Raw genomic sequence first — 24,221 nt, forward strand, 5'->3', positions numbered from 1 at the left:
ATATTGAACAAATGAGCGATAATCAAACATTGATCGTGGCTGCCGATCTGGCCAAGCACGGGGAAGGAGAGAGGCCGGATGTTCCGAAGTGTTGCGGAAGCAAGGGAAATCGCGCGTCGGCGCCTGCCTCCTGCCGTGTTTCACTACGTCGATGGCGGCAAGGAGGACGAGGCCACCGTGCGCGCCAACGAAGCGGCGTTTACCCGGTGGAGTTTCCTGCCCGCAGCCTGCCCGACCGCGATGCGGCCCGATCTGGAGGCGACCATTCTGGGCCGCAAATGCGCGATGCCTCTGGCCATCGCGCCGACTGGCTTCGTGCGCATCGTCCATCCTGACGGAGAACTCGGCGCGGCGCGGGCGGCGGCACACCATGGTCTGCCGATCGCGATCAGCACATGGGCGAGTGCGCCTGCGGGGGATGTGGTGGCGGCTAACCCCGACTGCTGGTTCCAGCTCTACATGATCGGTGGCCGTGAAGGCGCCGTCTATTGCATCGAGCTGGCGCGCGAGGCCGGATGCCGCGTCCTCGTGGTGACGGCCGACATCGCCGGGGTATCGCCCGCCGACCGGATCGCGCCGCCACTGCCCGATCCGAGTGATCGGGCCTCGATCCTGCGCTTCGCTCCTTCGGCGCTGGGCAGGCCGCGCTGGCTGTGGTCGCTGCTGCGCGGCGGCCTTGCCATGCCGGCGCCGAACGCGCCCCGGCGAGATGATGGCACGATGCTGCGTGTGGCCGATGCCGGGCGGCTGCTGACGCGAACGCCGATGAGTTGGGACGACTTGCGCTGGGTGCGGAAGCGCTGGTCGGGTCCGCTGGTGCTCAAAGGCGTGATGCGGCCGGGCGATGCGCTCAAGGGGCTGGAGTGCGGGGTCGATGGCATCGTCGTATCGAACCATGGTGGCAAGGTGCTCGATGGATCGGCGGCGACTCTCGATGCCTTGCCCGCCACTATCGACGCAGTGGGAGGGCGCTGCGAAGTCCTGCTCGACGGCGGCTTGCGGCGCGGCGCCGATCTCGTGCGTGCCCGCGCGCTTGGGGCGAATGCCGCGCTGATCGGCAGGCCGTGGCTCTGGGGCCTCGCAGCAGGCGGGGAGCATGGTGTCGCGCAGATCCTCGACCTGTTCCGTCGCAGCCTCTCGGCGACATTGGCCAACCTTGATCTGTCGCGGTTCGACGAGGTCGATGGCTCGGCCCTCTGGCGGAACGGCGGCGTGGCCATGCACGAAGCGGGTTGACAGGGAAGGCCCGAATGCTGTCAATGGTCGAATAAGAAACAATAGGGCGACTATCGCTCAAAAAGGAAGTTGGGATGGCGGAAGATCCGAGCCATGACATCGATCTCGATATCCACGCGGCCGATGCCTACGAGCGCGGTCCGTGCGTCTGGAGCCGTTTGCGTGAACACGACGGACTCGTCCACTCCGCGCGTTATGGAGGGTTCTATGTCGCTGCGCGGCATGAGGATGCTCTTAAGGTGTTGATGACGCCTGCGGTCTTCGGATCGGGCAAAGGCATCACCCTGCCACCGCCTGGCAGCATCCGCAGCTTTCATATCCCGGCCGAGATCGACCCGCCGCTCCACGGCGAATACCGCGCGCTGATGCAGCCGCTGCTTGATGGTCCGCACGCCCGCGCGCTGGAGCCCGCGATCAGCGAGATCGCGCGCGGATTGATCGCGCGCATTCCCGACGACGAGCCGTTCGACTTCGTGCGCTTCTTCGCGCGGCCGCTGCCGATTGTGGTTGCGCTCGACATCATGCGGATCGATCGCAGCCATGCTGCCGAACTTGAACAGATGGTCGAGGATCTTCACCACGAAGTCGCCACCGGTACTCCGACCGGTGCGGCCGAGCGGCTCAGGATTTTCACCGAGGACGTGATCACGCAGCGCCGCCGTACGCTGAGCGATACGGACGACGACGTCGTCGCTTCGATCCTGCGCGGGCAGGTGGAAGGGAGGGCGCTCAGCGCAGCGGAGCAGATGTCGATGGTGCGCCAGATCCTCGTCGGCGGCTTCGACACGACGTCGATCGCGCTGGCGACGATGATGAAGTGGCTGGCCGAGAACCCGGACGAGGCCACGCGTCTGCGTGCCGACCCTGCTGCGATCGATGCCGCGAGCGAAGAGATCGTGCGCTTCTCCTCGCCCTCCACTTACCTGCGCCGCGAGGTCATGGCGCCGACCGAACTGGCCGGAACGCCGCTTGAGGTGGGGGACTCGGTGCTCGTCGCTTTCGCCGCTGCCAATCGCGATCCGGCCAAGTTCGCCTGCCCCGAAAGCATCGATGCCAGGCGCAAGCCGAACATGCATGTCGGTTTCGGGGCGGGGCGGCATCGGTGCGTCGGCTCGTTCGTCGCCAAGGCGCAGATGCGCGTGGCCTTCACTGAACTGCTCGATCGCTTCGAGGGCTTCGCTTTGGAGACCGAGCCGCCGATCAGCTATTCAAGCGGGCTGGGGCAGGGCATCATGTCGATGACGATGCGTTTCCACCGGCGCGCGGGTTGACGTCATTTCGTTACTAGAAGGGAATTTACGTGCCTGCCATCGATCCCAGTCAGTACCAGTGGATCAAGATTGAAAAGAACGACGGCGTCTGTACGCTGACGCTCAACAATCCGCGCCGCAAGAACGCCGTGTCACGCCCGATGCACCAGGAGATCGAGCGTATCTGGGACGACGTCGATCGCGACGACGACATTCGCGTGGTGATCCTGACCGGTGAGGGCGGCGCGTTCTGTGCGGGCACTGACTTGTCGATGCAGGACGGCGAGAACCAGACCGGTCGCAAGGGACGTCCGCCGACCAAGAGCGCGCGCCGCCTGTTCTGGAACATGCTGGATGCGGAAAAGCCGATTATCGCCAAAGTGCGGGGCCCGGCTTACGGCGTGGGCGTCAATATCGCCCTCGCCTGCGACATGGTGATCGCGGCGGAAGGCGCGAAGTTCTGCGATTCCCACGTGCGCATGGGCATCGCGCCGGGCGATGGCGGGGTTGCCTTCTTCCCGCTGCTGCTCGGCTTCCACCGCGCCAAGGAGTACCTGATGCTGGGCGAACCGATCGTCGCCGAGAAGGCGGCCGAGATCGGCCTCATCAATTACTGCGTTCCCGATGGCGAACTAGACGCCTTCGTCGACGGCTATGCGCGCCGTCTGGCGGCGGGGCCGCCGCTGGCGATCTCCTACGGCAAGATGTCGGTCAACCTGCTGCTCAAGCAGATGACGGCAGGCGCATTCGAGACTTCGCTGGCCTATGACCAACTGACGCTGTTCACCGACGACCACAAGGAGGGCGCGCGCGCATTCCTCGAAAAGCGCGACCCGGTGTTCAAGGGAAGCTGAGCAGGATGGCCCTGCCACTCAGGGCAGGGTCTCCGCCAGATTGCGCTGGACGTCGAGCATGGCGGGCAGGATTTCCTCGACCATTCGCTCCTTGCTCCCGCGCGAGGCGTGGAAGCCGACGTTGATCGCGGCGATCGTGCTGCCGGTGCTGTTGATGACCGGCACGCCGATCGACAGCGAATTGGGCGCAACTTCCTGGTCGATGATCGAATAGCCCTGTTCGCGCACCCGCGCGATCTCGGCCATGATGTCCTTCACCGAAGTCAGCGTGTGGCCGGTGAGGGGCTGGCGCACGCTACCCTCGATGGTCTTCTTGGCCGCTTCCACCGGCAGCGCCGCCAGCAGCACGCGGCCGAGCGAGGTGCAGTAGGCGGGCAGGCGGCTGCCCGGGTGCAGGCCGGTGCCGACGATGTGATGCTGCGTGTCGCGCGCGATGTAGACTATCTCGTGATGGTCGAGCACGGCGGCCGAGCAGCTCTCACCGATGCGGTTGGCCAGTTGCGACAGCGCCGGGCGCAGCAGTTGCGGTAGCGAGGCCGAAAGGTATGACTGGCCCAGCTTCAGGATGCGGGGGGTCAGCTCGAAATAGCGGTCGTCGGCGACGGCATAGTCCAATTCCACCAGCGTCAGCAGGCAGCGGCGAGCCGAGGCGCGGTCGAGGCCGCTGAGGCGCGCGACTTCGGCGATCGTCAGCCGGTCGCGCCCCTTGCCGAAGGCCTCGATCGCCGCGAGGCCCTTGGCGAAGCCACCCATCCGGTCGACGTCGCGCACTGGCTTCTTGCCCGTTTCCGTTATGGCGGCACCCGCCTCGACTAGTTCTTCCACGTTGGCGCCCGCCATGTACGTTACCCTTTACCAATCAACTGTGCGATTATTGTACGGTTGCAGGGCGTTCGACAAGTCCTGCGCGTCACTCTTCCTTGTCCAAGATTAGATCTGCGGCACGCCAGCCCACGACCATCGCGGGCGCGTTGGTATTGCCGGCGGGCATGAACGGAAAGATCGAGGTATCGACTACGCGCAGCCCGTCGACGCCCCGCACCCGCAGGCGCGGGTCGATGGCAGAGGCTGCATCGTTACCCATCCGGCAGGTGCCGCAGGCGTGGTAGTTGGTGTAGCCGGTGGCGAGATAGGCCGCCTCGATCGCCTCTTCGCTGGTGTGCTCTGGACCGGGACGGGTCTCGGCCTTGATATAGGTGGCGAGCGGCGGCTGCGCGACGAAGCGGCGAGCGGTGGCGAAGATCGTCGTCACCATCGCACGGTCGTCGTCATGGGTGACATAGGCAGGCATGATGTCAGGCAGCGCCTCGGGATCGCGCGATGCGATGGTTAGATGTCCGCGCGACTTCGGGCGGATAGGATAGACGCAGATGTTGAGGCCGCCGTGCTTCTCCACCCTGATCGGCATTGCGGTGAAGTCGAAGGTGAACGGTGAGATCAACAATTGCATGTCCGGCCGCGCAAGGGCCGCGTCGGATTTGAGCCAGGCGCCCAAGTCGTAAGCGCCGCCTGCCATGGGCCCCTTGCGCTTCAGATAATAGCGCAGGACGCTGCGCACGAGGCCGAGGCCCCGGAATTCGCGATTCTGCGACATCGCATCGGGCACGCGCCACTGAAACACGACGCCGCGATGCTCGAACAGGTTTTCGCCCACGGCGGGATTGTCGTGGACCACTGGCACGCCGATCCGTTCGAGCAAGGCGGCAGGACCGACGCCCGAGCGCTGTAGGATCGCCGGGCTGGCGAGCGCTCCGGCGCTCAAGATCACCTCTCGCTCGGCCGCGAGGCGCAGTTCCTGCCCGTTCCGGCGTGCGATCACGCCCACTGCGCGCTTGCCTTCGAACAGCACGCGATCGACGACGACGCCCGTTTCCACCGTCAGGTTCGGGCGGTCCAGCACCGGCAGCAGGAAAGCCGTCGCGGCGCTCTGGCGGCGGCCCTTCCAGATCGTGCGCGGGGCATAACCGATGCGCGGCGCATCGGCGGGATCGTTGACGTCTTCGACTTTGGCGAGACCCATCGTCGCGCCCGCGTCGAGCACAGCTTCGGTCAGCGCATTGTGCGTTTCCGGCATTGAGATGCGCAGCGGCCCGGCATCGCCGCGCGTCGCGTCGGGGCCAAGTTCGTGGTTCTCCATCCGGCGATAGGCCTCGCCGATGTGGCGCCAACTCCATTCCGGGCCGGTCAGCGCGGCGAGTTCGTCGAAGTCCGCCGCGCTGCCGCGGTTGTAGACCATGCCGTTGACCGAACTCGATCCGCCCAGAACCCGGCCGCGGGCCCAGAATTCGGCAGTGTCGTTCGATCCGCGCTCGGGCCGGGTCATGAACGGCCAGATATAGCGCATGTTCGCCATGATCTTGGCGAGACCGCGCGGCATGGCGATGAACGGATGCCTGTCGCTGCCGCCTGCTTCCAGCAGCAGCACGCGGACTTTCGCATCTTCGCTCAAGCGATTGGCGAGCACGCAGCCCGAAGAGCCTGCGCCGACGATGATGTAGTCGTAGCCGTCGAGCGTAGTCATGGCGTGGTGATGGTCCTCTCGTGGCGGACTTCGTCGAACAGGGAGAGCATGTTCGCTTCGGAGCGCATGGTGTCCTTTCCTGCTGTGGCATCGCGCAGGAACTGCATGTGAAGGTCGAATGCAAGCGGCTGCGCGGCTGCGCGGGCCATCATCGCTGTCGCCAGTGCCTCAGCACGGGGCAGCAGAGCTTCAGGCGCGACCACTTCGTTGACGACGCCCCAGGCGAGCGCGGTCGCGGCGTCGATCGGTTCTCCGGTCAGCATCATCTGCGCCGCGCGCTGGGTGCCGATGGCGCGTACCAGCAGCGAAGCGCCGCCCCAGCGCGGGAAGAAGCCGACCTTGCAATGAGTATCGGCGAAGCGTGAGGCGGGGGTTGCGATCGCCATCGTGCAGGACAGCGTCATCTCCAGCGCGCCGGTCAGGCAGGGCCCGTCGATGGCGGCGATCACCGGCTTGCCCAGCGAGCGCAATGCGGCTGCCGGATCGGGCTTGACCGGTGCGGCGCCGTCCGGCCGGTCCTTGAGGTCCACTCCGGCGCTGAAACAGCCCTGCGCGCCGGTCAGGATGACGGCGCCGATGCCCGCGTCCTCCGCGGTTCGGGCCATTAGCGCGGCGAAGTCGCGGCGCATCGCGCGCGTCAACGCATTGCGTGCCGCAGGGCGATTGAACGTGACTCGGCGGATGCCGTCGCGATCCTCGATCAGAATCGGTGATTCGGGATCAGGCATGCGCAGCGATCTGGGCCATGTCCGGGACGGCGCAGGCTTCGGCATATTCGCGGCGCAGGCGGCCGACGAGAGTGCCGACGTCGGGCACGTCGTTGATCAGGTCGATGCCCTGGCCTGCGCTCCACAAGTCGCGCCAGGGGCGGGTGCCCTCGGGCAAGTGCGCATGATTGCGCGTGGCGGGTGCCAGCATCTCGGGGGCGATACCCCTGCTATCGAGCGAGGGTCGCAGCCAGTTGGCGGGCACGCCGGTGATCGCGGGTGTGTAGGCAAGGTCGGCCGAGGCGTGATCGACCAGCATTGCCTTGTATTCGGGTGGGGCGCCCGATTCCTGCGTGGCGATGAAGCGCGTGCCGAGGTAGACGAGGTCAGCCCCCAGCACTTCGGCTGCCCGGATCGCCGCGCCCGACGAGACCGAGCCTGCGAATACGACAAGGCCGTCCCACGTCGCTCTGACGCGCGGGAGGAAGGCAAGCGCGTTGAGTGTGCCCGAATGTCCTCCGCCGCCGCTGCCGATGCACACCAGTCCATCAACACCCGCCGCAATAGCCTTTTCGGCAAAGCGCAGGTTGGTGACGTCGTGCAGGATCGTGCCGCCGTGGTCGTGGATGGCCTTGGCGATCTCGGCGGGGTTTCCCAGTGCCGTGATGAAGTGCGTGATTCCGCGCGCGATGCACAAGCGGATGTCGGGGAGGGTTTCCTCCAGTGGGCGGCTGGCGATGATATTGGCGGCGATCGGGCCGATGCGGGTTTCGGGATGGCGTTCGCGGTGCATTGAGAGGTCGCGGTGCAGCTCTTCCAGCCACTGCGCGAATTCCTCGTGCGTGCGGGCATTGTGGCGCGGCAATCCGGCCATTATCCCGGCCTTGGCAGCGGCGCCGACCAGTTTCGGGCCGGAGACCAGCATCATCGGCGCGCAGATTGCCGGGAGTACCAGGCGGGCACGGATATCGGATGCCAGCGTCAAGACCCTCTCCTTGATTATTGTGCGTTAATCGCTCTGTTGGTCACTTATTGCACCTTTTGCCGTCTTGAGGCAATCAGCGTCAAGCAGATCATCGACGTGTATGATGGATTGGGGAGGACACAATGAGCGCAGCGACGGCAAAGACCGCGCACCTAACGGCACACAACGGCACCATAGCGGTACTCACGGTAACCAATCCGCCGGTCAACGCGCTCAGCCACCATGTTCGCGTGGCACTGTGCGAGGGCGTCGATCAGGTGCTTGCGGACGAATCGATCCGCGCGCTGATCATCCAGTGCGCGGGGCGGACGTTCTTTGCGGGAGCCGACGTCAAGGAACTGAATCGTCCGATAGAGCCGCCGCTGCTGGGCGATGTCATGGCCGCGTTCGAGGCGTCCGGCAAACCGGTGATTGCGGCGATGCACGGCACGGCGCTGGGCGGCGGTTTCGAGGTGGCGCTGGCGGCGCATTTCCGCGTGGCGGTGCCCTCGACTACGGTGGGCCTGCCCGAAGTCGCGCTGGGCCTGCTGCCGGGGGCGGGGGGAACGCAGCGGGTGCCCCGCATCGTAGGTGTCGAGGCGGCGGTGGAGATGATCGCGCTGGGTCGCAAGGTCGGCGCGGCAGAGGCGCTCGAACTTGGCCTGATCGATGCGGTGGTGGAGGAGGGCAGGCTAGAGGAGCAGGCGGTCGCCTTCGCCGAACAGGTGCTGCGCGAAGGTCGCTCGCTGCGGCGGGTGCGCGATGTGGTGATGCACGGCGATGCGGCTGAGATCGAAAGGATCTTCGCAGGCTTCCGCAAGCGCCACCCCGAGATGTTCGTGGGGCTGAAGGCACCGGAGGGCGCGCTGCAGGCGATCGAGGCCGCCGCGACGCTGTCTTTCGACGAAGGCATCGTGCGCGAACGCGATATTGCCCGCGCCCTGACGGCCAGCCCGGAATCGGCGGCGCAGCGCCACCTGTTCTTCGCCGAGCGTGCGGCCGCGAAGTTGGCGGGAGCCGAAGCCGTGCAACCCCACCCGCTGGCAGGCGTCACGCTGCAGGGCGAGGTGGATGACCGCCTGTTGAAGCTGGCTTTGCCGGATGGGCAGGACGCGGTGATCCGGTGCAATGCGGCTGGACTTGAGGCATCGTCAGAATCTGACCCTTCGCGCGTGGTCGGAATCGCGACGGGCGAGGGCCTGTGGGAGATCGCACTCGGCGACTGCACAGCGCCGGATGTGGCGCTGGGCGTGATGGCCATGCTGCGCAGCAAAGGGGTGCAGTCGATCTTCGTCAGGCTCGGCGCGGTACGGGTGGCCGATCGCCTTGCGGCGGCATTGACCCGCGCAGTCGATGTGCTGCTGGCCGAGGGGCGCGACATGGCCGACATCGTTGCTTCCGCGCGGGACTACGGCTTCGGCCCTGAGGCGATTCCCGGCGAGGGCGGCGGCGCGGTGGATGAGGCGATCATCGAGACGCTGGTCTCGGCGGGGGTGGCGGAAGCCCGGGCGCTCGTCGCCGAAGGGCGGGTCATGCGGGCTTCAGATATCGACGTTGCAGCGGTGAAGGGCGGGCTATGGCCGCTGTGGCGAGGCGGCCCGGCGTTCGTCGGCGGACTGTGAGGATCGGGATCGTCTCGGACCTTCATTGCCGGCACGATGTGCTGGCACTGGCGGTCGCGCGGATGGGCGCGATCGACCGGCTGGTCTGCGCCGGGGACGTGATCGACCAGAGCCGGTTCTGCAGCCGCACAGTCGCTTTGCTGCAGGCACTGGGTGCGGAGACTATCCTCGGTAACCACGACCTTGCTTTCCTGTCGGGCGAGGGCGCGCGCGGCCGTATCGATGCGATGACCGGAGATTGGCTGGCCGGACGGCCGGAGGAACTGCGCCTCGATCTCGGCGGCCTGAGGGTGCGCGTCGTCCATGCGACGCCGTGGGCAGGTGACTTCGCCTATGTCACCCCCGCGCACCCGCGCTTCGCCGGGTTCGAGGAGGAGGGAACCGACGTGCTGATCTACGGGCACACGCATGTGCCGGTGGTGCGCCGTCTGGGCCGCACCCTGGTGATAAACCCCGGCTCGGTCGGCGAAGGCCGTCCCGAGCCGCGCGGGTTCGTACGCAGTTGCGCCGTTCTGGACACGACAACCGGCGAAGGCCGGATCATGGATCTCGATTAGGCGGCACAGCCGATGGCGCCCCGGTCAAGGGGGCCGTTGTTCGGGATCGTCATCCCGCGCACGATCCGGAATGACGACTTTTCGTACGGAAAATGGCCTTCTGCATTCCTGCGGAATATTTATTCCTCGGGGGCGATCGTCACCTTGAGGCCGTCCAGTTCCGTGGTGAGCCTGATCTGGCAGGCCAGTCGGGACAGGTCGTTGCGGCTTTGCAGGGCATCAAGCAGATCGTTTTCGTCGTCGGACATCGGCGGCAGATGACCGACGAAATCCTGATCGACATAGACATGGCAGGACGCGCAGGAACAGCACCCGCCGCACAGCGCCAGGAGTTCGTCGAGGCCGCTGTCGCGGATCGCTTCCATCACCGAACGGCCGTTGTCGCCAGAGACGGTCTGCTCGATACCCTGACGATCGCGCACTAAAATGAAACTCATGACATCATCCCGATTATTTAGGGCATTTCCCAATGAGGTGGAATCACCTGAAGGTTTAGAAAATTTGGTAAATCAGTCGCTTATGGAAATTTATCCGACACGGGTGGATCGGAAACCGCTTTCATATTCTGTGCCGATATTCAAGACTTTCGCTTGAATATCATCGGCAGCGAGATGATGGCCTGACCAAGCCCGCTAGTGTACGCTACGGACTTACTGCGATCGACGTAAAATTCACTGAATTGCGAGAATATCTCTTCGAATGCAGTCGTCAGTTCCATCTTGGCGAGGAACGATCCGATGCACCGGTGATTGCCCGCGCCGAAGCCGACATGCATGTTGGGCTTGCGAGTTGGATCGATCGTGTCGGGGTTAGGAAATTTGTTCGGATCCCGGTTCGCGGACCCGAATGCCACCAGCACGGAATCGCCTTTCTTCAACTGGGTGCCGCCCAGTTCGACATCTTCTGTTACTTCCCGGCGCAGATACGTGGCTGGCGAGGTGAAGCGCACAACGTCCTCGATGGCGCCGGGGATCAGCGAGGGGTCTTTGCGCAGACGACGGGCCTGCTCGGGCTCGCTGGCGATCCAGCGCATCATTTCGGTCAGGGTCGCCGAAGTCGTGTCGAAGCCGCCGATCAGAAGGAGCCGGATCATCGAAACTTGTTCATGCTCGGTCAGCGGGCGGCCATCGACCTTGCCCAGCAGGACCGACGAGACAAGATCCTCGACGGGGTCGGTTGCGGTGGGGCGGCGGCGGTCGAGGATCGTCTTGGCGTAGTCCTCAATCCGTCCGATCGCGCCGCTGGACTTGCCGGCGGCGACATCGCTGTGCAACTGGCCGACAAGCTGTTCCAGATCCGCAGCGTCTTCGGCGGGCATGCCGAGCAGGTCGAGAGCGACGAGGATCGGCAGGGGACGGCCCACTACCCGCACGAAGTCGAAGGACACCCCGTCCGGCACTTGTGCGAGAAGCCGCTCTACCATCGCCCGGACGACGGGTTCCCTCATGCGCACTTTCTCCGGCATCACGAACGGCATCATCAGCGCCCGGTATTGCCCGTGCATCGGCGGATCGACTTCGGCGGGGACGTGCAGGCTGCGCACGGATGTCGGCGGGGGCAATGTTATTCCGTGCGCCGAGGAGAACAGCGCGGGCTTCGTCAGCACTTTCAGCACGTCCTCGTAACGGGACACGACGTAGTAGCCCCCGTAGCTTTCGTTCCGGTACAAGCCCTGCATTTCACGCATCTTCGCCCACAGGCATTCCGCGCCCGAGCGGGCTTGCGGCGCGTGGATGTCGAATGTCTCAAGTGTCTGCTGTGTCGTCATAGCATCTTCACCCGTTGAGGGAGCCGGGCTCCCGGAGTCTGTTGTATTATTGTGCAAGAATGGCGTTCACGGTTTCGTGGAAGCGCACGATTTCCCGTTCCATCCCGCCGCAGGTGATGTGCTCGATCACGCCTTCGCGTGCGGCGGCAGTTCCAAGTTCGGCGACCCAGAAGTCTTCCTCGGTGGTGACGCGTTTCATGAGCGCCAAAGACTTTTCGTAATGGACGGTTTCGCGCTCGGTTTCCGGCAGGCGATCGACGAGCAGGTAGTAGTTCACGATGGTCCGGTCGATGCCGGCCGGCGCCAAGAGCATGACGCTGATGTAAGTCGGGCTGGTTATGATGAGCGCCCCGGGAACAATCGTATAGTGGACCACGGCCGAGCGGCGGAACTGTTCGAACGTCTCCACCTCCTCTCCTTGGCGAAAGCCGGCACGCCCCGACATCACGCGCATATGCTCCCCGATCATTTCGCAAGAGGTCGCACGGTCGATGAACATGCTTCCCAGCGAATTGGCGTGGAGCCGGGTGACGTGATAGTTTTCGGAAAAGCTGTCGACGATGAGCTTCCAGTTCGCCATCACTTCCACGCGCAGGTGATGGCAGATTTTCTGCTGCGGTAGCCCAATGGCGTCGAAGTCGGCCGCCAGCGGTCCGGAAACCACGGAGAAGTCGGCGTCGACGTCGCGGTCCAGGTTGACCCAGATCACGCCCCCGGCCTCGACGCACTGCAGTTCCTTCAGGCCCATCGCGTGCTTGTCCAGACCGGGAAACACTTCCGGGCGCGGCAGCGACTTGAGCTGCCCCTTCATGTCGAAGCTCCAGGCATGGTAGGGGCAGGTGACGAGCCCGCCCTTCACGGCTTCATGGGACTGGCACAGCTTGATGGCCCGGTGCGTGCAGATGTTGTGAAAGGCATGGACCTGGCCTTCCTCGTCGCGGGTCAGCAGGATCGATGGTCCGTAGTCGTCGACCGCGACGCGGGTTCGCGGCCCTGGCAACATGTTCGACACGCCCACCGGGATAGGCCGTCCCCGGAACAGCTTTTTCTGTTCGAGCGCGTACCTTTCAGGCGAAACATAGACGTCGGTGGGCAATTGGTCGACACGTTTGCCGACGAGCGTGGGATTGGAATCCTCCACGCTGTTGAACTGCGCAAGCTGGCTTGCCGTGAGGTGCAGTTCTCGCGGTGCTTCGATGACCTCGGACATGGTCATTCCCTCTCGTGCTTGTAGGTTAAGGTTGCAGGGCCGGGGATAGGATCAGGACTGGGGGCCAATGCGCACCGTGGCATGGTTGAGCGCGTCGCCGAAGCTGACCTGGCAGGCGAGCCGGGAGCCCGCCTCGCGCCCATCGACGATGTTGAGAAGATCCTCCTCGCATTCGCCGATGGCGGGCAGCGTCGCGATCGCCTGACCTTCGAAGATCACATGGCAGGTGCCGCAGGAGCAACAGCCTCCGCAGTTGGTGATTCCATGCACCTCGTCGATCCCGGCTTCGAGGAGCACGTCCTTGACGCTGAGGCCGAACGTGGCGTCGATCTCGATCTGCTGGCCCGAACGCTTGATGACATTGAGTTTTGGCACGGGCTGTCCTCCTATGTCGTGGCCCATCCACCCGGCGTCCACCGCAGCGGCAGATGTTCGAGCGCCATGACCATGCCCGGACGCCATTTCGGACGGAGGTCGCCTGCGATCGCGAAGGGCCCCACGCGCTCCAGCCAGGCGCGAGTGAAGATGCGCATTTCCATCCGCCCCAGCATGTTGCCGATGCAGGTGTGTGCTCCGATCGAAAAAGTGATGTGGCCGCGATCCTCGCGGTCGATGTCGAACTGCTCGGGGTGGGGATTGCGGCGCGGATCGAGGCCGCCTGCGGTCAGCGGACAGATGACCATCTCGCCTTCGCGCAAATATGCCTCGCCGATCGCGATGTCCTTGCTGACGATCCGGGTCTGGTTGACCACGGCATAGCGGCGCAGCGATTCCTCGACGAAATCGCTCAGCCGTTCCGGATGGTCCGAAAGCCTAGCCTGCAGCGCAGGATCGTGCGCGAGGTGACGGAAGGCGAACGTCAGCGCATTGGCGACCGTGTCCAGCCCGCCGAGAAACAGTAGGAAGCCCATGGATTCCAGCTCGGCCTGCGTAAGCGGCTCGCCGCGGACCTTTTCGGCCAGCAGCGCGCTGGCGAGATCGGGTGCGGGGTGGCGGCGCTTTTCCTCGAAGAGGCCGCGCATAATCGCGAAGATCTGTTCCTGAAGTTCGGTTCGCCGGGTGACGCTGATGTTGCCGAAGTATTCGGTGACGATGGTGCGGAACTCGTCGAAACGGAAAAGGTCCATGCCCATGAGTTCCATGAACACCGAGACCGGGAAGCCCGCGCCGAGCGCTTCGGTGAAGTCGCACTCACCCTTGTCGATCACCTGGTCGATGAGCCGGTTCGCCCACAGGACAAGCTTGGGTTCCATGGCCTTGATCGCGCCAGGTCCGAAGTAGCGCATGAGCACGGCACGGTAACGGGTATGGTCCGGCGGGTCGAGGTTGAGCGGTATCATCACCGTGCCGTTGAACATCGGCGGGATGTGCAATTCGCGGCTGGAGAAGTGCTCGGCATCCTTCAGCACCCGGCACTGGTCCTCGAACCGGGTGATGACCCAGTGACCGCCGTTGCGAGGTGTCCAGAACACATCGGGCGCACTGTCGTGCAGCGAGTGCCATCCCAAGTGGATGTCCTCGATCAGTTCGGGTTGGGAGTAGATGTCCCAGTCGACCGTCTGGCGTTCTTCCCCGACCGGGCAGGGGGAAGCGACATTGGCTTCTATCTTCACGCTGTTTCCTCTCTTCCTGCGGGGCGACGGATGGCTTCGCAGGCATCTCGATTCGACCGTTGGATTCTGACGTCCAGTTCTGGAGATGAGTTAAACCAGAACAATGTTCACATTCTACTCGCATCGAGATCGCGTCCGTGCGATGACGTTAGCACCATGCAGGGTGATCGTGACGACGAGGCCGCGGAACGTGGCCGCAGCCAGTTCCAGCGCAGGAGACTGCCTCGACAGAGGCGGTCGCGGGATACCGTGGACGCCATCATCGAGGCGACCCGCCAACTGGTCGAGGCGAGGGGGTTTGATTGCGTGACGACGCGCATGATTGCCGAGCGCGCCGGTGTCGGCGTGGGGTCGCTCTACCAGTATTTCCCGACGTACGAGGCCATACTCTTCGCATGGTACGAGCGCGTCTCGCTCAAAGCCGCCCAGGAAATTCGTCTCACCACGATGGATGTGATGGACCTTTCGACCGGAAACTCGGTGCGAATCGCGATCGGACGGCTTCTGGACATTTATGTACGCGAGCGGCTGGTTCTCGTGGAAATGCCGATGCAGGTCGGACAGATCGAGCAGGTTATCCGCCACACCTCCCTCGAAGCCTTAAACCGCAGCACGATTCGGCTGTTTATGGCACAGCACCCGGAGTTCGACTTTGCCCGGGCTGATGCTCACGTCTTCTATATAGACGCTATCATGTCGGAAGTGATCCGGCGCTATGTGCTCAGCACCAGTACGACGCTGTCGCCGGACGAGATCGTCGATGAATTGACAGCCATCATACTGGGCTATCTGGAGCGCAATCGGGTCGTGAAGAAGACCTGAAGGATTTCCTCGGCCGCTGGCCGCCCGTACCATCATCCCGACGCCGTGGGCAGGGCCGCGGCGCGGGCACGTCGTTAGAGCATCATCCGATTGGCTTTAATCGGATGATGCTCTGTTCATTCTTCATGGGACGCAAACTGGATTCGGCTGTTACGGCCGAGTCTAGAATGCTTTACCGCAGCTTCTCCAGCACCTTGTGCCGCTCGGCGTATTTCGCGCGCACGGTGGTCTTGTCGATCTTGCCCGAGGGCAGGCGCGGGAACGGCTCAGGCTCGATCGCGACGTAGCGCGGCACCTTGTAGCTCGCCAGCGCCACCCTGCAGTGGCGAATCACGGCGGCGGGTTCGATGCCGTCCGCCGCCGGGCCGTGGACGATGGCGAGCGGCGCTTCACCGAAATCGTCGTCGGGCACGGCCATGACAACGGCTTCCTCGACCTCTTCCATCTCGCAGATCGCGCCTTCGACTTCCATAGCCGAGACGTTGAGACCGCCGGTGATGATGATGTCCTTGATGCGGTCGATGAAGGTCAGGTTGCCGCGTGTATCCAGCATGCCGCGATCGCCGGTGTGCAGCCAGCCGTCCCGGAAGGTGGCGGCGGTCTGCTCGGGATCGTTCCAGTAGCCGGTGGCGAGCGCATCGCTTTCGATCAGGATCTCGCCCGCCTCGCCCGGATCGGCGGGCGAACCGTCCGCGCGCACAACCTTGAAGCGCGAGAACATCGCTCCGGGGCCGCACTTTTCAGGTGCGACCACTGCCGTCTCGTCCCGCGCGGCCCAGGCGCCGCCGGCTTCGGTGGAGCCGTAGGCCTGCCGCAGCACCACGCCCTTGTCGCGGTAGCGTTCGAGGAGCGCGGGGTTCACCCGCGCCCCGCTGATCTGGGCGAAGGCGATCGAGGACAAGTCCGCGCTCTCGAATTCTGGAAGCGCGGCGATGCGCTCGAAGAAGATGGTGGAGGCGAGGAAGGTGGTGATCCGGTGATCGCGCAGCAGCCGCAGCGCGCTTTCGGGCGAGAAGCGGCTTTCGGAATAGACCGTGGCGCCCACGGCGAGGAACTGCAGCATGCACAGCGTGCCCGACGCGGAACTGTAGGGTCCGGTGACGAGTGCGCCGCCGCCGTGGCCGGTCGCGGGCTGCATCAGCACGAATTCGGCGGCGTAAGTCATCGTCGCGCCGTGGCTGTAGATCACACCCTTGGGAAAGCCGGTGGAGCCGCTGGTGCCGATGATGAACAGCGGGTCTTCGGCGCGTGCCTCGAAGGCGGGGGCGTGCGGCTCGGGCGCGCCGCGCAGTTCGCGCACGATGGCGAGGGGGACATGGCGCATGCCCGGTGCCAGCGCATCGACGACCGCGCCTGCCCGGTCTGTGTCGCTGAAGACGAGCACCGGGTGCGTGATCGCGAACGACTTCGCGAGATCGCGCGCGCTGGCGCGGAAGCTGAGTGGCGCGGCGATCGCGCCAGACAATACGGTGCCGACGATCAGCACCGCGTAGTCGAGCGCGTTGTTCGCCACCATCGCGACGCGGTCGCCCGGTCGAACGCCCTGTTCGCCAAGAAACGCAGCGATGCGCGAGGCCCAGGCGTGGAGTTCGCCGAAGGTCAGCGTCTCGCCGTCGTAATGCAGCGCCAGTGCCTCGGGCTTGTCGCGCGCCCACCATTTGAGCGCGCGTTCGATCGTGACGGCCATCAGAGGGTCTCCTCGCTGCCGAGCAGGGCGGTACTGCTCATGATATCGCCGGGGCCGCCGGTAACGAGCGACAGCTTCGCATCCGGCACCGGATTGGTCGAGGTGCCGCGGATCTGGCGCACGGCCTCGGGGATCAGGCCCATGCCGTGGATGAACCCTTCGCCAAGATCGCCGCCCGAGGTGTTGATCGGCAGGCGTCCGGTGGGCGCGATGAGGTTATCGAGGGTGCAGAATTCGCCCGCTTCCTCGAAGCTGAAGAAGCCGTGGTCGATCATCGAGCCGATGCCCATCGCGTTCATGTTCATGTAGACCTGCGCGACGTCGACGTCCTTCGGGCCATAGCCCGATTCCCGCCACATGCGGTCGGCCAGTTCCTTCTGGCCCGCCGTGGCATAGTAGGGACGCCAGTTCTCCTCCAGCGCGCCGCCGCCTTCCATGGTGCCCATCGGCGCGGAGAGGACGTAGGCGGGCTTCTGCTTCAAGTCCTTCGCGCGTTCGGCCGAGACGAGGATGACGCAGGCGGCGCCGTCGTTCTCGCGCGAGCAGTCGAACAGACGGTAGGGTTCGGAGATCATCCGCGCATTGGCGTAGACCTCGTCGGTGATCTCGATGTTGCGGCCATAGGCGCGGGGGTTGTTGTGCGCGTGGAAGTAGGACGCCTGCGTCGTCGCCAGCAGCGCGGACTGCGGGACGCCATGGTATTCCATCAGCCGCTGCGCGCGCAGGGCAAGGATCTGCGCGGGGGAATCGAGGCCGTTCACCAGATACTGCGCCGAAGTGTCGTTCTGCGCCACCATCACCCGCAGGCGCTGGCTGCTGGTCTCGGCCATCGAGCGATAGACCGCGACGATCTCGGCCTGACCGGACATGATGGCCATCGCGGCGAGGTTCAGCGTGGCGGGAAGGGCGCCGCCGTGGAACCACACCAGCGAAGAGAAGGAGCACTCGCGCGTGCCCAGCGCCGGCATCAGCTTGGGCGCGTCGCTGCGTTCCGAGGCGTAGGAGACGAAGCCATCGATGTCGCGCACGTCGATCCCGGCGTCCTCGGCGGCGGCGGTGATCGCCCGCAGCGCCAGCTTGAGTTCGGGTTCCGGCGAGGTGCCGCGCTTGTAGTAGGGGGTCTGGCCGATCCCGACGATTGCCGCCGCGCCGCGCATCCTGCTCACGATTTGCTCTCCACGATTGTCCTCTTGATCCGTCGGTCGAAGGGGCGCGCCTAGCGCACCAGTTCCCATTCGATGGCGGGGTAGTGCTTGGTCTTCGCGCTGGGCGGGCGGATGTGGCCGCGTACCTGCGCGCCGATGGCAAGGCCGCTCTCGTCACCGGTGAGGACGCCCATCACCCGCGCCCCGTCGGCTCCGGGCAGTTCGACCACCAGCGTCACGTAAGGCACCTCGTCCTTGCGCTCCAGCACGCGGTCGAAGGCGTAGCGGGTGCGGGTGTGGGTGAAGACGGTGCCCTGCGGCTCGACGTCGGTCCAGGCGAAGTCCCACGATCCGCAATGGCCGCAGCGGTGGTGTGCGGGCCAGGTCCAGTGGTTGCAGCCGGTGCAGCGCGGGAGTTGCAGCCTGCCGTCTTCCAGCGCGCGCCAGAATCCGTCGTCGGCCTCGATCGCGCCGATGATCTTATGCTGCTCGAAACTGTACCCCATCCGTCTCTCCGTGGCGCGTCGCGGCTTGCGCGATGGCGTGTCGATTTGTACGACTATGTAACAAGAGTGCGATTTACGACAAGGAGTTTGACTTGGCAATCCCCGCTGCACCTTCCGTCCTGCCCGATGATCGCCTCTGGTTGCCGACCGCCAACGGCGGCCCCTTCACCGATCACAGCGCCACCTTCTATTATGCATGGGAGGCCAATGGGGAGGGCGAAGACCGCACCGTCCCCCCGCGCTTCGGTTTTCGCGTCGAGCCGGTCCACTGCAACTTGCGCCCGACCTGCCACGGTGGGATGCTGGCGACGTTCGTGGACGTGGTCATGGCCAAGGCGATCATCCTTACCGGGCCGCCGCGCACGTCTATTCCGACGGTCAATCTCTCCATCGACTACCTCGCGCCTGCCCCGCTGGGCGGGTGGGTCGAAGCCATTGTGCGCATAGATCGGCTGACGTCCACCCTCGCGTTCACCCACGTCACGCTCCATGTCGGCGAGACGATGATCCTGCGGGCGAGCGCGGTCTACCGGATCTATGCGTCCGAGAGTGTGCGCTGAAAATTTGCAGAAGTGCTTTGCAATTCACCGAATGAACGTTATTCGAGCATACGAGCGAATAACGCACTATCTGTAACCATGGGACGGGCTGAGCGGCAATGAGCGAAGCACAGCGAAGGGCGGCGGTTCTGGGCGCCTCCGAGGAAGGCGGCACCGGCTGGTGCATCGCCGAAACCCTTGCGGCGCAGGGCTGCCACGTCACGGTCGGTGCGCGGCGAATCGAGGGGCTGACGAAGCTGGCCTCGCAGATTTCCGGCATGCCCGCGCAGTGCGATGCCACCGTGGAGAGCGAGGTCGAGGCCTTCGTTGCCACCGCAGCGGGCGAAGGACAACTCGACTGCGCGGTGTTGGTTGCGGGGGCAGGCATTCGCGGCACGATCAATGCCATGCCGGCTGAGGACTTCGAGCACTGCATGAAGCTCAACTTCCATGCCGCCGTGCATTTCCTGCGCCATGCCGCGCGGCGGATGAAGGAGGACGGGGCGATCGTGCTGATGAGTTCGATCGCGGCGACCAATCCGTGGCAGGGCTATTTCGCCTATGGCGCTGCCAAGGCGGCATTGCAGACTCTGGTGAAATACGCCGCGATCGAGTTCGCTGATCGCCGCATCAGGGTCAATGCGGTGTGCCCGGGGCCGATCTCGACCCCGGCGGCGCGCTACCTCGTCGATCATCCGCGCGCCGGGGCGGTGGTGGCGCACGAGGTGCCGCTGGGGCGCGTCGCCGGGCCGCAGGACGTGGCCGATGCCGTCGCCTGGCTCTGCACCGCGCCGGGCTGGATCACCGGGGAGACCATCCACACCGACGGCGGCATGTCGCTGCGCCGACCGCCCGACATCGACGCCATCGCTGCGGCTTTCGCCGCACAGGACTGAACGAGAGAAGGAATGCCATGGAACTGAACGGACTGACCGCAGTGGTGACCGGCGGGGCGAGCGGCCTCGGCGAAGCCACCGCCCGCGCCCTTGCAGCGCAGGGTGCCCGGGTCGCGATATTCGACCTCAACGCCGAGAAGGGCGAGGCGCTGGCCGCCGAACTGGGCGGCACTTTTGCGCAAGTGGACATCACCAGCGACGAAAGCGTCGCCGCCGGTTTCGCCGCATCGCGCGCCGTGCTGGGGCAGGAGCGCGTGCTGGTCAACTGCGCCGGGCGTGGCAACACCTTCAAGACCGCGCAGCGCGCCCGCGACACCGGAGAGATCAGCACTTTCCCGATCGCTGAGTTCGAGCGCATCGTGATGCTCAACCTCGTCGGCACCTTCCGCTGCATCACCGCCTCGGCGGCAGGCATGCTGACGCTGGACCCGGCCAATGTCGACGGCGAGCGCGGGGTGATCGTCAACACCGCATCGGTCGCGGCGACCGATGGACAGGCGGGGCAGGCGGCCTATGCCTCGTCCAAGGCGGGGATCGTCGGGCTTACCTTGCCGATCGCGCGCGATCTGCGGCGCGAGGGCATCCGCGTGAACACGATCCTGCCGGGCATCATGGACACCCCGCTGTTCGCCACCGCCCGCCCCGAACTGCGCCAGCAGTTGGGCGACAGCGTGCCGTTCCCGCGCCGCATGGGCCACCCGGCGGAGTTCGCCAGCCTCGCGGTCGAGATGTGCCGCAACGCCTATTTCAACGGCGAGCACGTGCGGCTCGACGGCGCGATACGGATGTAAGGGCCGGATGTAAGGGAGAGAGAGGATGACGGAAGCCTGGATCATCGATGCGGTGCGCACCCCGCGCGGGCTCGGCAAGGCCGAGGGCGCGCTGGCCTCGCTGCACCCGCAGCAGCTTTATTCGCAGCTCCTGACCGCGCTGGTCGAGCGTACCGGGATCGACCCGGCGGCGATCGACGACGTGATCGCCGGGGTCAATACGCAGCAGGGCAAGCAGGGCCTCAACCTCGCGCGCATGGCGGTGCTCGACGCCGAGCTTCCGGCGACGGTGCCGGGCTTCTCGCTCGACCGGTTCTGCGGCTCGGGCCTGACCGCGCTGACGCTGGCCGCCATGGGCGTGCAATCGGGTGCGCAGCAGGTGGTGATCGGCGGCGGCGTCGAGCAGATGTCGCATGCCCGCACCCTGTCGCGTGAATTCATGCTCGATTCGGGCAACATGGGCCTGCGCAAGCGTATCCCGCAGCCGCATCAGGGCATCTGCGCCGATCTGATCGCCACGCTGGAAGGCTTCACCCGCGATGAACTCGACGCGGTGGCACTCGCGAGCCAGCAGCGCGCCGACCGGGCGATCCGGGAAGGCCGCTTCGATCGCTCGCTGATCGCGGTCCGGGGCGAGGATGGTGAAGTCCTGCTCGATCGCGAGCAATACCCCCGGCCGCAGACCACCGCCGAAGGGTTGGCGAACCTCAAGGCCGCCTTCGAGCCCTTTTTCGATCGCGCCATCGATCCGGACGGCACGACCTACGGCGACCTTGTGCGCAAGGCCTATCCCGATATCGCAATCCACTACATGCACACCGCCGCGACGAGTTCGGGCGTGGTGGACGGTGCGGGGGCTCTGCTCGTCGTCTCGCCGGACTATGCCAGGGCGCATGGCCTCAAGCCGCGCGCGCGCATCCGCGCCAGCGCGACGGTGGGCGACGATCCGACGCTGATGCTCAACGGCCCGGTCCCCGCAGCGCGCAAGGCGCTGGCGCTGGCGGGCATGGAAGTGGGCGACGTCGACCTGTTCGAAGTCAACGAGGCCTTCGCGGTCGTCCCGCTCAAGTTCACCCGTGACCTCGGCCTCGATCCGGTGATCGTCAACGTCAACGGCGGCGCCATGGCGCTGGGCCATCCCATCGGCGCGACGGGGGCGATCCTGGCCGGCACGCTGCTTGACGAACTGGAGCGGCAGGACAAGACTGTCGGCCTCGTCACCATGTGCGCGGCGGGCGGGCTTGCCCCGGCAGTGGTGATCGAGCGGATCTGATCTTGAAGACCATACGTATCGAGACTGTAGACGGCATTGGCCTTGCGGCTGACATTGCAGGAGATCCGGCGGCGCCGTGCGTCGTGCTGATGCATGGCGGCGGACAGACGCGTGCCTCTTGGTCGCGGGCGGGAGAGGAACTTGTCGCGGCAGGCTACCGTATCGTCAATTTCGACGCGCGCGGCCACGGCGAAAGCGACTGGGCCGGGCCGGGCGGCTACGACCTTGGTCGCAGCGCCGCCGATCTTGCCTGCGTGATTGAGGGCATCGAGGGGTCTTACGCCCTCGTCGGAGCATCGCTCGGCGGCGTCACGGCGCTTCGGGCCATGGCCGAGGGGATGCAGCCGGACGCGGTGGTGCTGGTGGACATCGTCCCCAACCCCCACCCGGCGGGCGTCGCGCGAATCCGTGCCTTCATGCAGGCTCGGCCTGAGGGTTACGACACTCTGGACGAAGTTGCCGACGCCATCGCCGCCTATAACCCCCATCGCCCCCGCCCGCGCGACACCGGCGGGTTGATGCGCAATTTGCGCCTTAACAAGGCAGGGCGCTACGTCTGGCATTGGGACCCCGCGTTCCTTGGCCGTGAGATCGACGATGAACTGACCGAACTCACCGCAACCATCGAAGGCGCGCGCCGTGCCCACGACGTGCCGACGCTGTTGATCCGGGGTACGAGCAGCGACGTTGTCAGCGACGAGGGCATCGCCATCCTGCGCGACGTGCTCTCGGCGCTGGAGGTCCATGACGTCGCGGGCGCGGGGCACATGGTCGCGGGCGACCGCAACGATGCGTTCAATGCCGGGCTGATTGCGTTTCTGCGCCGACATTTCCCCGCACTCCGCGCACCGGATCAGAACAGCCCCTGATAGGCCCCGCCGTCGTTGACTATGTTCTGCCCGGTCACGTAGCCCATCTGCGCGGCGCAAAGCATGACGATAAGGTCGGCGGCTTCCTCCGGGCTGGCGAGACGGTCGGCGGCGCAGCGCTTGCGCACGTCTGCTTCCACATCGACATAAGGCACGCCCAGCGCATCTGCCCGTTCGCTGAGGGCGGCGCGCAGGGCGGGGGTGGCGATCAGGCCCGGCAGCACGCTGTTGATGGTGACGTTGCGCGGTGCGACTTCACGCACGAGCGATGCTATGGCGCCCGCCAGCGCAAGGCGGGCCGCGTGCGAGGGGCCCGCGCCGGCTTGCGGGAACTTGATGAAGTTGGCGCTGACGTTGACGATGCGCCCGAACCCGCGCGCGCACATCCCGGGCGCGTAACCGTGGATGAGGTCGATCGCGGCGTGGAAGTGCGCCTCGAACCACCAGCGCCACGCGGCTTCGTCCAGGTCGGTATAGGCCACCGACCGCTGCGGAATGCCGGGTGAGGCGACGAGGATGTCCGGCGCGGGGTGGGCGGCGAGCAGCGCCTCGCGGTCCGCGCGCGCAGATAGGTCCGCCGCGAAATGCGTGACGCTCGCGCCGGTGTCTGCGGCGATCGCTTCGGCGGCGCAGGCCAGCTTGGCCGGATCGCGCGCGACGATGGTGACCGCCGCGCCCTCGCGCGCGAAGCGGTGCGCCGCCGCCAGCCCGATGCCGCTGCTTCCCGCGCAGACGATCGCGTGGCGGCTGGTGATGCCCAGATCCATGGTCAGTTCCCTTTCTCGATGTGAAGCCGCGTCAGCCGCGACGAGGCTATGCGCCAGACGCCCTGCTCGCGCCGGTAGGTGTCGTGGTAGTGCCCGCGCCCGAGGAACAGGCGCCTGCCATCGGCGCCGCGCAAGTCGTCCGACATCGCCCAGATGCCTTCGGCATTGTCGGAGCCGAGCAGCGTGAGTTCGGGCATGAAACCCTGATGGATGGTCCAGAGGTGCTCCACCGCGCGGCGGATCATTGCGATCACTTCCTCGCGCCCTTCGACGATGTCCGGTTGCGGCTCGGCGCCGGGCCATTCACCGGTCACCGGATTGCGCGCCGAGCTGCCGCAACCCCGGTCGAACCGCGCGTCGGGGGTGAACACCTGCGCTAGTCCATTCCAGTCTTTGGCATCGACCAGCCGGAAGTAGCGCGCCTTGACCTGCCGGATCGCTTCCAGGGCCTGCCAGCCCGCTTCGGCTGGTGGTTCCTGCTGCTCCATGACCCTCTCCAAAATGTGCGTTGATCGACCATATGACCGATAAACGCACAATATTCCACTTTTCAAAGGAGGCAAGAGTTGACAGGCTGAACCAAGTGGCTCAATGGTTCTATATGGAACATCGGGGCGTTATTCGCACGATATGTCCTCGGTGCAG

General features: G+C 65.5%; 25 protein-coding genes. 11 read left to right on the forward strand and 14 right to left on the reverse strand.

Annotated features, from left to right (window positions below; genetic code table 11):
• The first annotated feature begins 78 nt into the window (after window positions 1-78).
• The 3 genes from WBP06_RS27165 (at window position 79) to WBP06_RS27175 (ending at window position 3,340) form a co-directional block, all read left to right on the forward strand.
• Entirely contained in the window at window positions 79-1,236 is a 1,158-nt protein-coding gene (locus WBP06_RS27165) for an alpha-hydroxy acid oxidase (RefSeq protein ID WP_395335654.1), read from the forward strand.
• 74 nt (window positions 1,237-1,310) lie between these two features.
• Window positions 1,311-2,507, forward strand: coding sequence for a cytochrome P450 (locus WBP06_RS27170; protein ID WP_395335657.1), 1,197 nt, complete (start codon window positions 1,311-1,313; stop codon window positions 2,505-2,507).
• Window positions 2,508-2,536: 29 nt separating this feature from the next.
• On the forward strand, window positions 2,537-3,340 hold the full coding sequence (locus tag WBP06_RS27175) for an enoyl-CoA hydratase/isomerase family protein (protein WP_395335660.1): 804 nt from the start codon (window positions 2,537-2,539) through the stop codon (window positions 3,338-3,340).
• A gap of 18 nt (window positions 3,341-3,358) precedes the next feature.
• Here the strand turns inward: WBP06_RS27175 and WBP06_RS27180 are convergent, their stop codons facing one another.
• The 4 genes from WBP06_RS27180 to WBP06_RS27195 all read right to left on the reverse strand — a co-directional run bounded on the left by WBP06_RS27180 (window position 3,359) and on the right by WBP06_RS27195 (window position 7,553).
• The gene (locus tag WBP06_RS27180) at window positions 3,359-4,180 is read right to left on the reverse strand and encodes an IclR family transcriptional regulator C-terminal domain-containing protein (protein WP_395335662.1); all 822 of its coding nucleotides are present in this window, start codon (window positions 4,178-4,180) and stop codon (window positions 3,359-3,361) included.
• Window positions 4,181-4,250: 70 nt separating this feature from the next.
• Complete coding sequence (locus WBP06_RS27185; protein ID WP_395335665.1) at window positions 4,251-5,861, reverse strand: GMC family oxidoreductase; 1,611 nt, start codon at window positions 5,859-5,861, stop codon at window positions 4,251-4,253.
• On the reverse strand, window positions 5,858-6,589 hold the full coding sequence (locus WBP06_RS27190; protein ID WP_395335668.1) for an enoyl-CoA hydratase/isomerase family protein: 732 nt from the start codon (window positions 6,587-6,589) through the stop codon (window positions 5,858-5,860). Before WBP06_RS27190 ends, WBP06_RS27185 begins: the two co-directional genes overlap by 4 nt.
• Entirely contained in the window at window positions 6,582-7,553 is a 972-nt protein-coding gene (locus tag WBP06_RS27195; protein ID WP_395335671.1) for an NAD(P)H-dependent flavin oxidoreductase, read from the reverse strand. Before WBP06_RS27195 ends, WBP06_RS27190 begins: the two co-directional genes overlap by 8 nt.
• A 122-nt stretch (window positions 7,554-7,675) precedes the next feature.
• Here WBP06_RS27195 and WBP06_RS27200 point away from each other — a divergent pair, with 122 nt between their 5' ends.
• Together WBP06_RS27200 and WBP06_RS27205 are read left to right on the forward strand one after the other, a co-directional pair.
• The gene (locus WBP06_RS27200) at window positions 7,676-9,154 is read left to right on the forward strand and encodes an enoyl-CoA hydratase-related protein (RefSeq protein ID WP_395335673.1); all 1,479 of its coding nucleotides are present in this window, start codon (window positions 7,676-7,678) and stop codon (window positions 9,152-9,154) included.
• Window positions 9,151-9,711, forward strand: coding sequence for a metallophosphoesterase family protein (locus WBP06_RS27205; RefSeq protein ID WP_395335675.1), 561 nt, complete (start codon window positions 9,151-9,153; stop codon window positions 9,709-9,711). Before WBP06_RS27200 ends, WBP06_RS27205 begins: the two co-directional genes overlap by 4 nt.
• A 119-nt stretch (window positions 9,712-9,830) precedes the next feature.
• Here the strand turns inward: WBP06_RS27205 and WBP06_RS27210 are convergent, their stop codons facing one another.
• The 5 genes from WBP06_RS27210 to WBP06_RS27230 form a co-directional block, all read right to left on the reverse strand.
• On the reverse strand, window positions 9,831-10,148 hold the full coding sequence (locus tag WBP06_RS27210; RefSeq protein WP_395335677.1) for a 2Fe-2S iron-sulfur cluster-binding protein: 318 nt from the start codon (window positions 10,146-10,148) through the stop codon (window positions 9,831-9,833).
• A 140-nt stretch (window positions 10,149-10,288) separates the two neighbouring features.
• Entirely contained in the window at window positions 10,289-11,479 is a 1,191-nt protein-coding gene (locus WBP06_RS27215) for a cytochrome P450 (protein ID WP_395335679.1), read from the reverse strand.
• Between the two features lie 46 nt (window positions 11,480-11,525).
• On the reverse strand, window positions 11,526-12,689 hold the full coding sequence (locus WBP06_RS27220) for an SRPBCC family protein (RefSeq protein WP_395335682.1): 1,164 nt from the start codon (window positions 12,687-12,689) through the stop codon (window positions 11,526-11,528).
• 51 nt (window positions 12,690-12,740) lie between these two features.
• Window positions 12,741-13,064, reverse strand: coding sequence for a ferredoxin (locus WBP06_RS27225; RefSeq protein ID WP_395335685.1), 324 nt, complete (start codon window positions 13,062-13,064; stop codon window positions 12,741-12,743).
• An 11-nt stretch (window positions 13,065-13,075) separates the two neighbouring features.
• Window positions 13,076-14,302, reverse strand: coding sequence for a cytochrome P450 (locus tag WBP06_RS27230; protein ID WP_395335687.1), 1,227 nt, complete (start codon window positions 14,300-14,302; stop codon window positions 13,076-13,078).
• A 249-nt stretch (window positions 14,303-14,551) separates the two neighbouring features.
• Between WBP06_RS27230 and WBP06_RS27235 the strand changes: the two genes are divergently transcribed.
• Window positions 14,552-15,124 carry a helix-turn-helix domain-containing protein gene (locus WBP06_RS27235; RefSeq protein ID WP_395335690.1) on the forward strand — a complete coding sequence of 191 codons (573 nt, stop codon included), beginning with the start codon at window positions 14,552-14,554 and terminating at the stop codon, window positions 15,122-15,124.
• Between the two features lie 172 nt (window positions 15,125-15,296).
• Here WBP06_RS27235 and WBP06_RS27240 read toward each other — a convergent pair whose 3' ends face one another.
• The 3 genes from WBP06_RS27240 to WBP06_RS27250 are packed head-to-tail and all read right to left on the reverse strand — an operon-like array spanning window position 15,297 to window position 18,462.
• Window positions 15,297-16,811 (reverse strand): class I adenylate-forming enzyme family protein, encoded by a 1,515-nt coding sequence (locus WBP06_RS27240; RefSeq protein WP_395335692.1) that lies wholly within the window; start codon window positions 16,809-16,811, stop codon window positions 15,297-15,299.
• A complete protein-coding gene (locus tag WBP06_RS27245) occupies window positions 16,811-17,968 on the reverse strand; it encodes a thiolase C-terminal domain-containing protein (RefSeq protein ID WP_395337592.1) in 1,158 nt (385 codons plus the stop codon). The genes WBP06_RS27240 and WBP06_RS27245 overlap by 1 nt, the downstream gene beginning before the upstream one ends.
• A gap of 59 nt (window positions 17,969-18,027) precedes the next feature.
• Window positions 18,028-18,462, reverse strand: a complete 435-nt coding sequence (locus tag WBP06_RS27250; protein ID WP_395335695.1) for a Zn-ribbon domain-containing OB-fold protein — start codon at window positions 18,460-18,462, stop codon at window positions 18,028-18,030.
• A 92-nt stretch (window positions 18,463-18,554) separates the two neighbouring features.
• Between WBP06_RS27250 and WBP06_RS27255 the strand changes: the two genes are divergently transcribed.
• The 5 genes from WBP06_RS27255 to WBP06_RS27275 all read left to right on the forward strand — a co-directional run bounded on the left by WBP06_RS27255 (window position 18,555) and on the right by WBP06_RS27275 (window position 22,809).
• A complete protein-coding gene (locus WBP06_RS27255; protein WP_395335697.1) occupies window positions 18,555-19,022 on the forward strand; it encodes a PaaI family thioesterase in 468 nt (155 codons plus the stop codon).
• Between the two features lie 98 nt (window positions 19,023-19,120).
• The gene (locus WBP06_RS27260) at window positions 19,121-19,897 is read left to right on the forward strand and encodes an SDR family NAD(P)-dependent oxidoreductase (protein ID WP_395335699.1); all 777 of its coding nucleotides are present in this window, start codon (window positions 19,121-19,123) and stop codon (window positions 19,895-19,897) included.
• Between the two features lie 17 nt (window positions 19,898-19,914).
• Window positions 19,915-20,688 carry an SDR family NAD(P)-dependent oxidoreductase gene (locus WBP06_RS27265; RefSeq protein ID WP_395335701.1) on the forward strand — a complete coding sequence of 258 codons (774 nt, stop codon included), beginning with the start codon at window positions 19,915-19,917 and terminating at the stop codon, window positions 20,686-20,688.
• A 25-nt stretch (window positions 20,689-20,713) separates the two neighbouring features.
• Window positions 20,714-21,940: an acetyl-CoA C-acetyltransferase gene (locus WBP06_RS27270; protein WP_395335704.1), complete on the forward strand. Its 1,227-nt coding sequence runs from the start codon at window positions 20,714-20,716 to the stop codon at window positions 21,938-21,940.
• A gap of 2 nt (window positions 21,941-21,942) precedes the next feature.
• Window positions 21,943-22,809, forward strand: a complete 867-nt coding sequence (locus WBP06_RS27275; protein ID WP_395335707.1) for an alpha/beta fold hydrolase — start codon at window positions 21,943-21,945, stop codon at window positions 22,807-22,809.
• Here the strand turns inward: WBP06_RS27275 and WBP06_RS27280 are convergent.
• Both WBP06_RS27280 and WBP06_RS27285 read right to left on the reverse strand, forming a co-directional pair.
• On the reverse strand, window positions 22,794-23,576 hold the full coding sequence (locus WBP06_RS27280; RefSeq protein WP_395335708.1) for an SDR family oxidoreductase: 783 nt from the start codon (window positions 23,574-23,576) through the stop codon (window positions 22,794-22,796). The genes WBP06_RS27275 and WBP06_RS27280 overlap by 16 nt on opposite strands.
• A 2-nt stretch (window positions 23,577-23,578) precedes the next feature.
• Complete coding sequence (locus WBP06_RS27285; protein ID WP_395335711.1) at window positions 23,579-24,064, reverse strand: nuclear transport factor 2 family protein; 486 nt, start codon at window positions 24,062-24,064, stop codon at window positions 23,579-23,581.
• Window positions 24,065-24,221: the final 157 nt, after the last annotated feature.

Source organism: Novosphingobium mississippiense (assembly GCF_044029535.1).
GTDB lineage: Bacteria > Pseudomonadota > Alphaproteobacteria > Sphingomonadales > Sphingomonadaceae > Novosphingobium.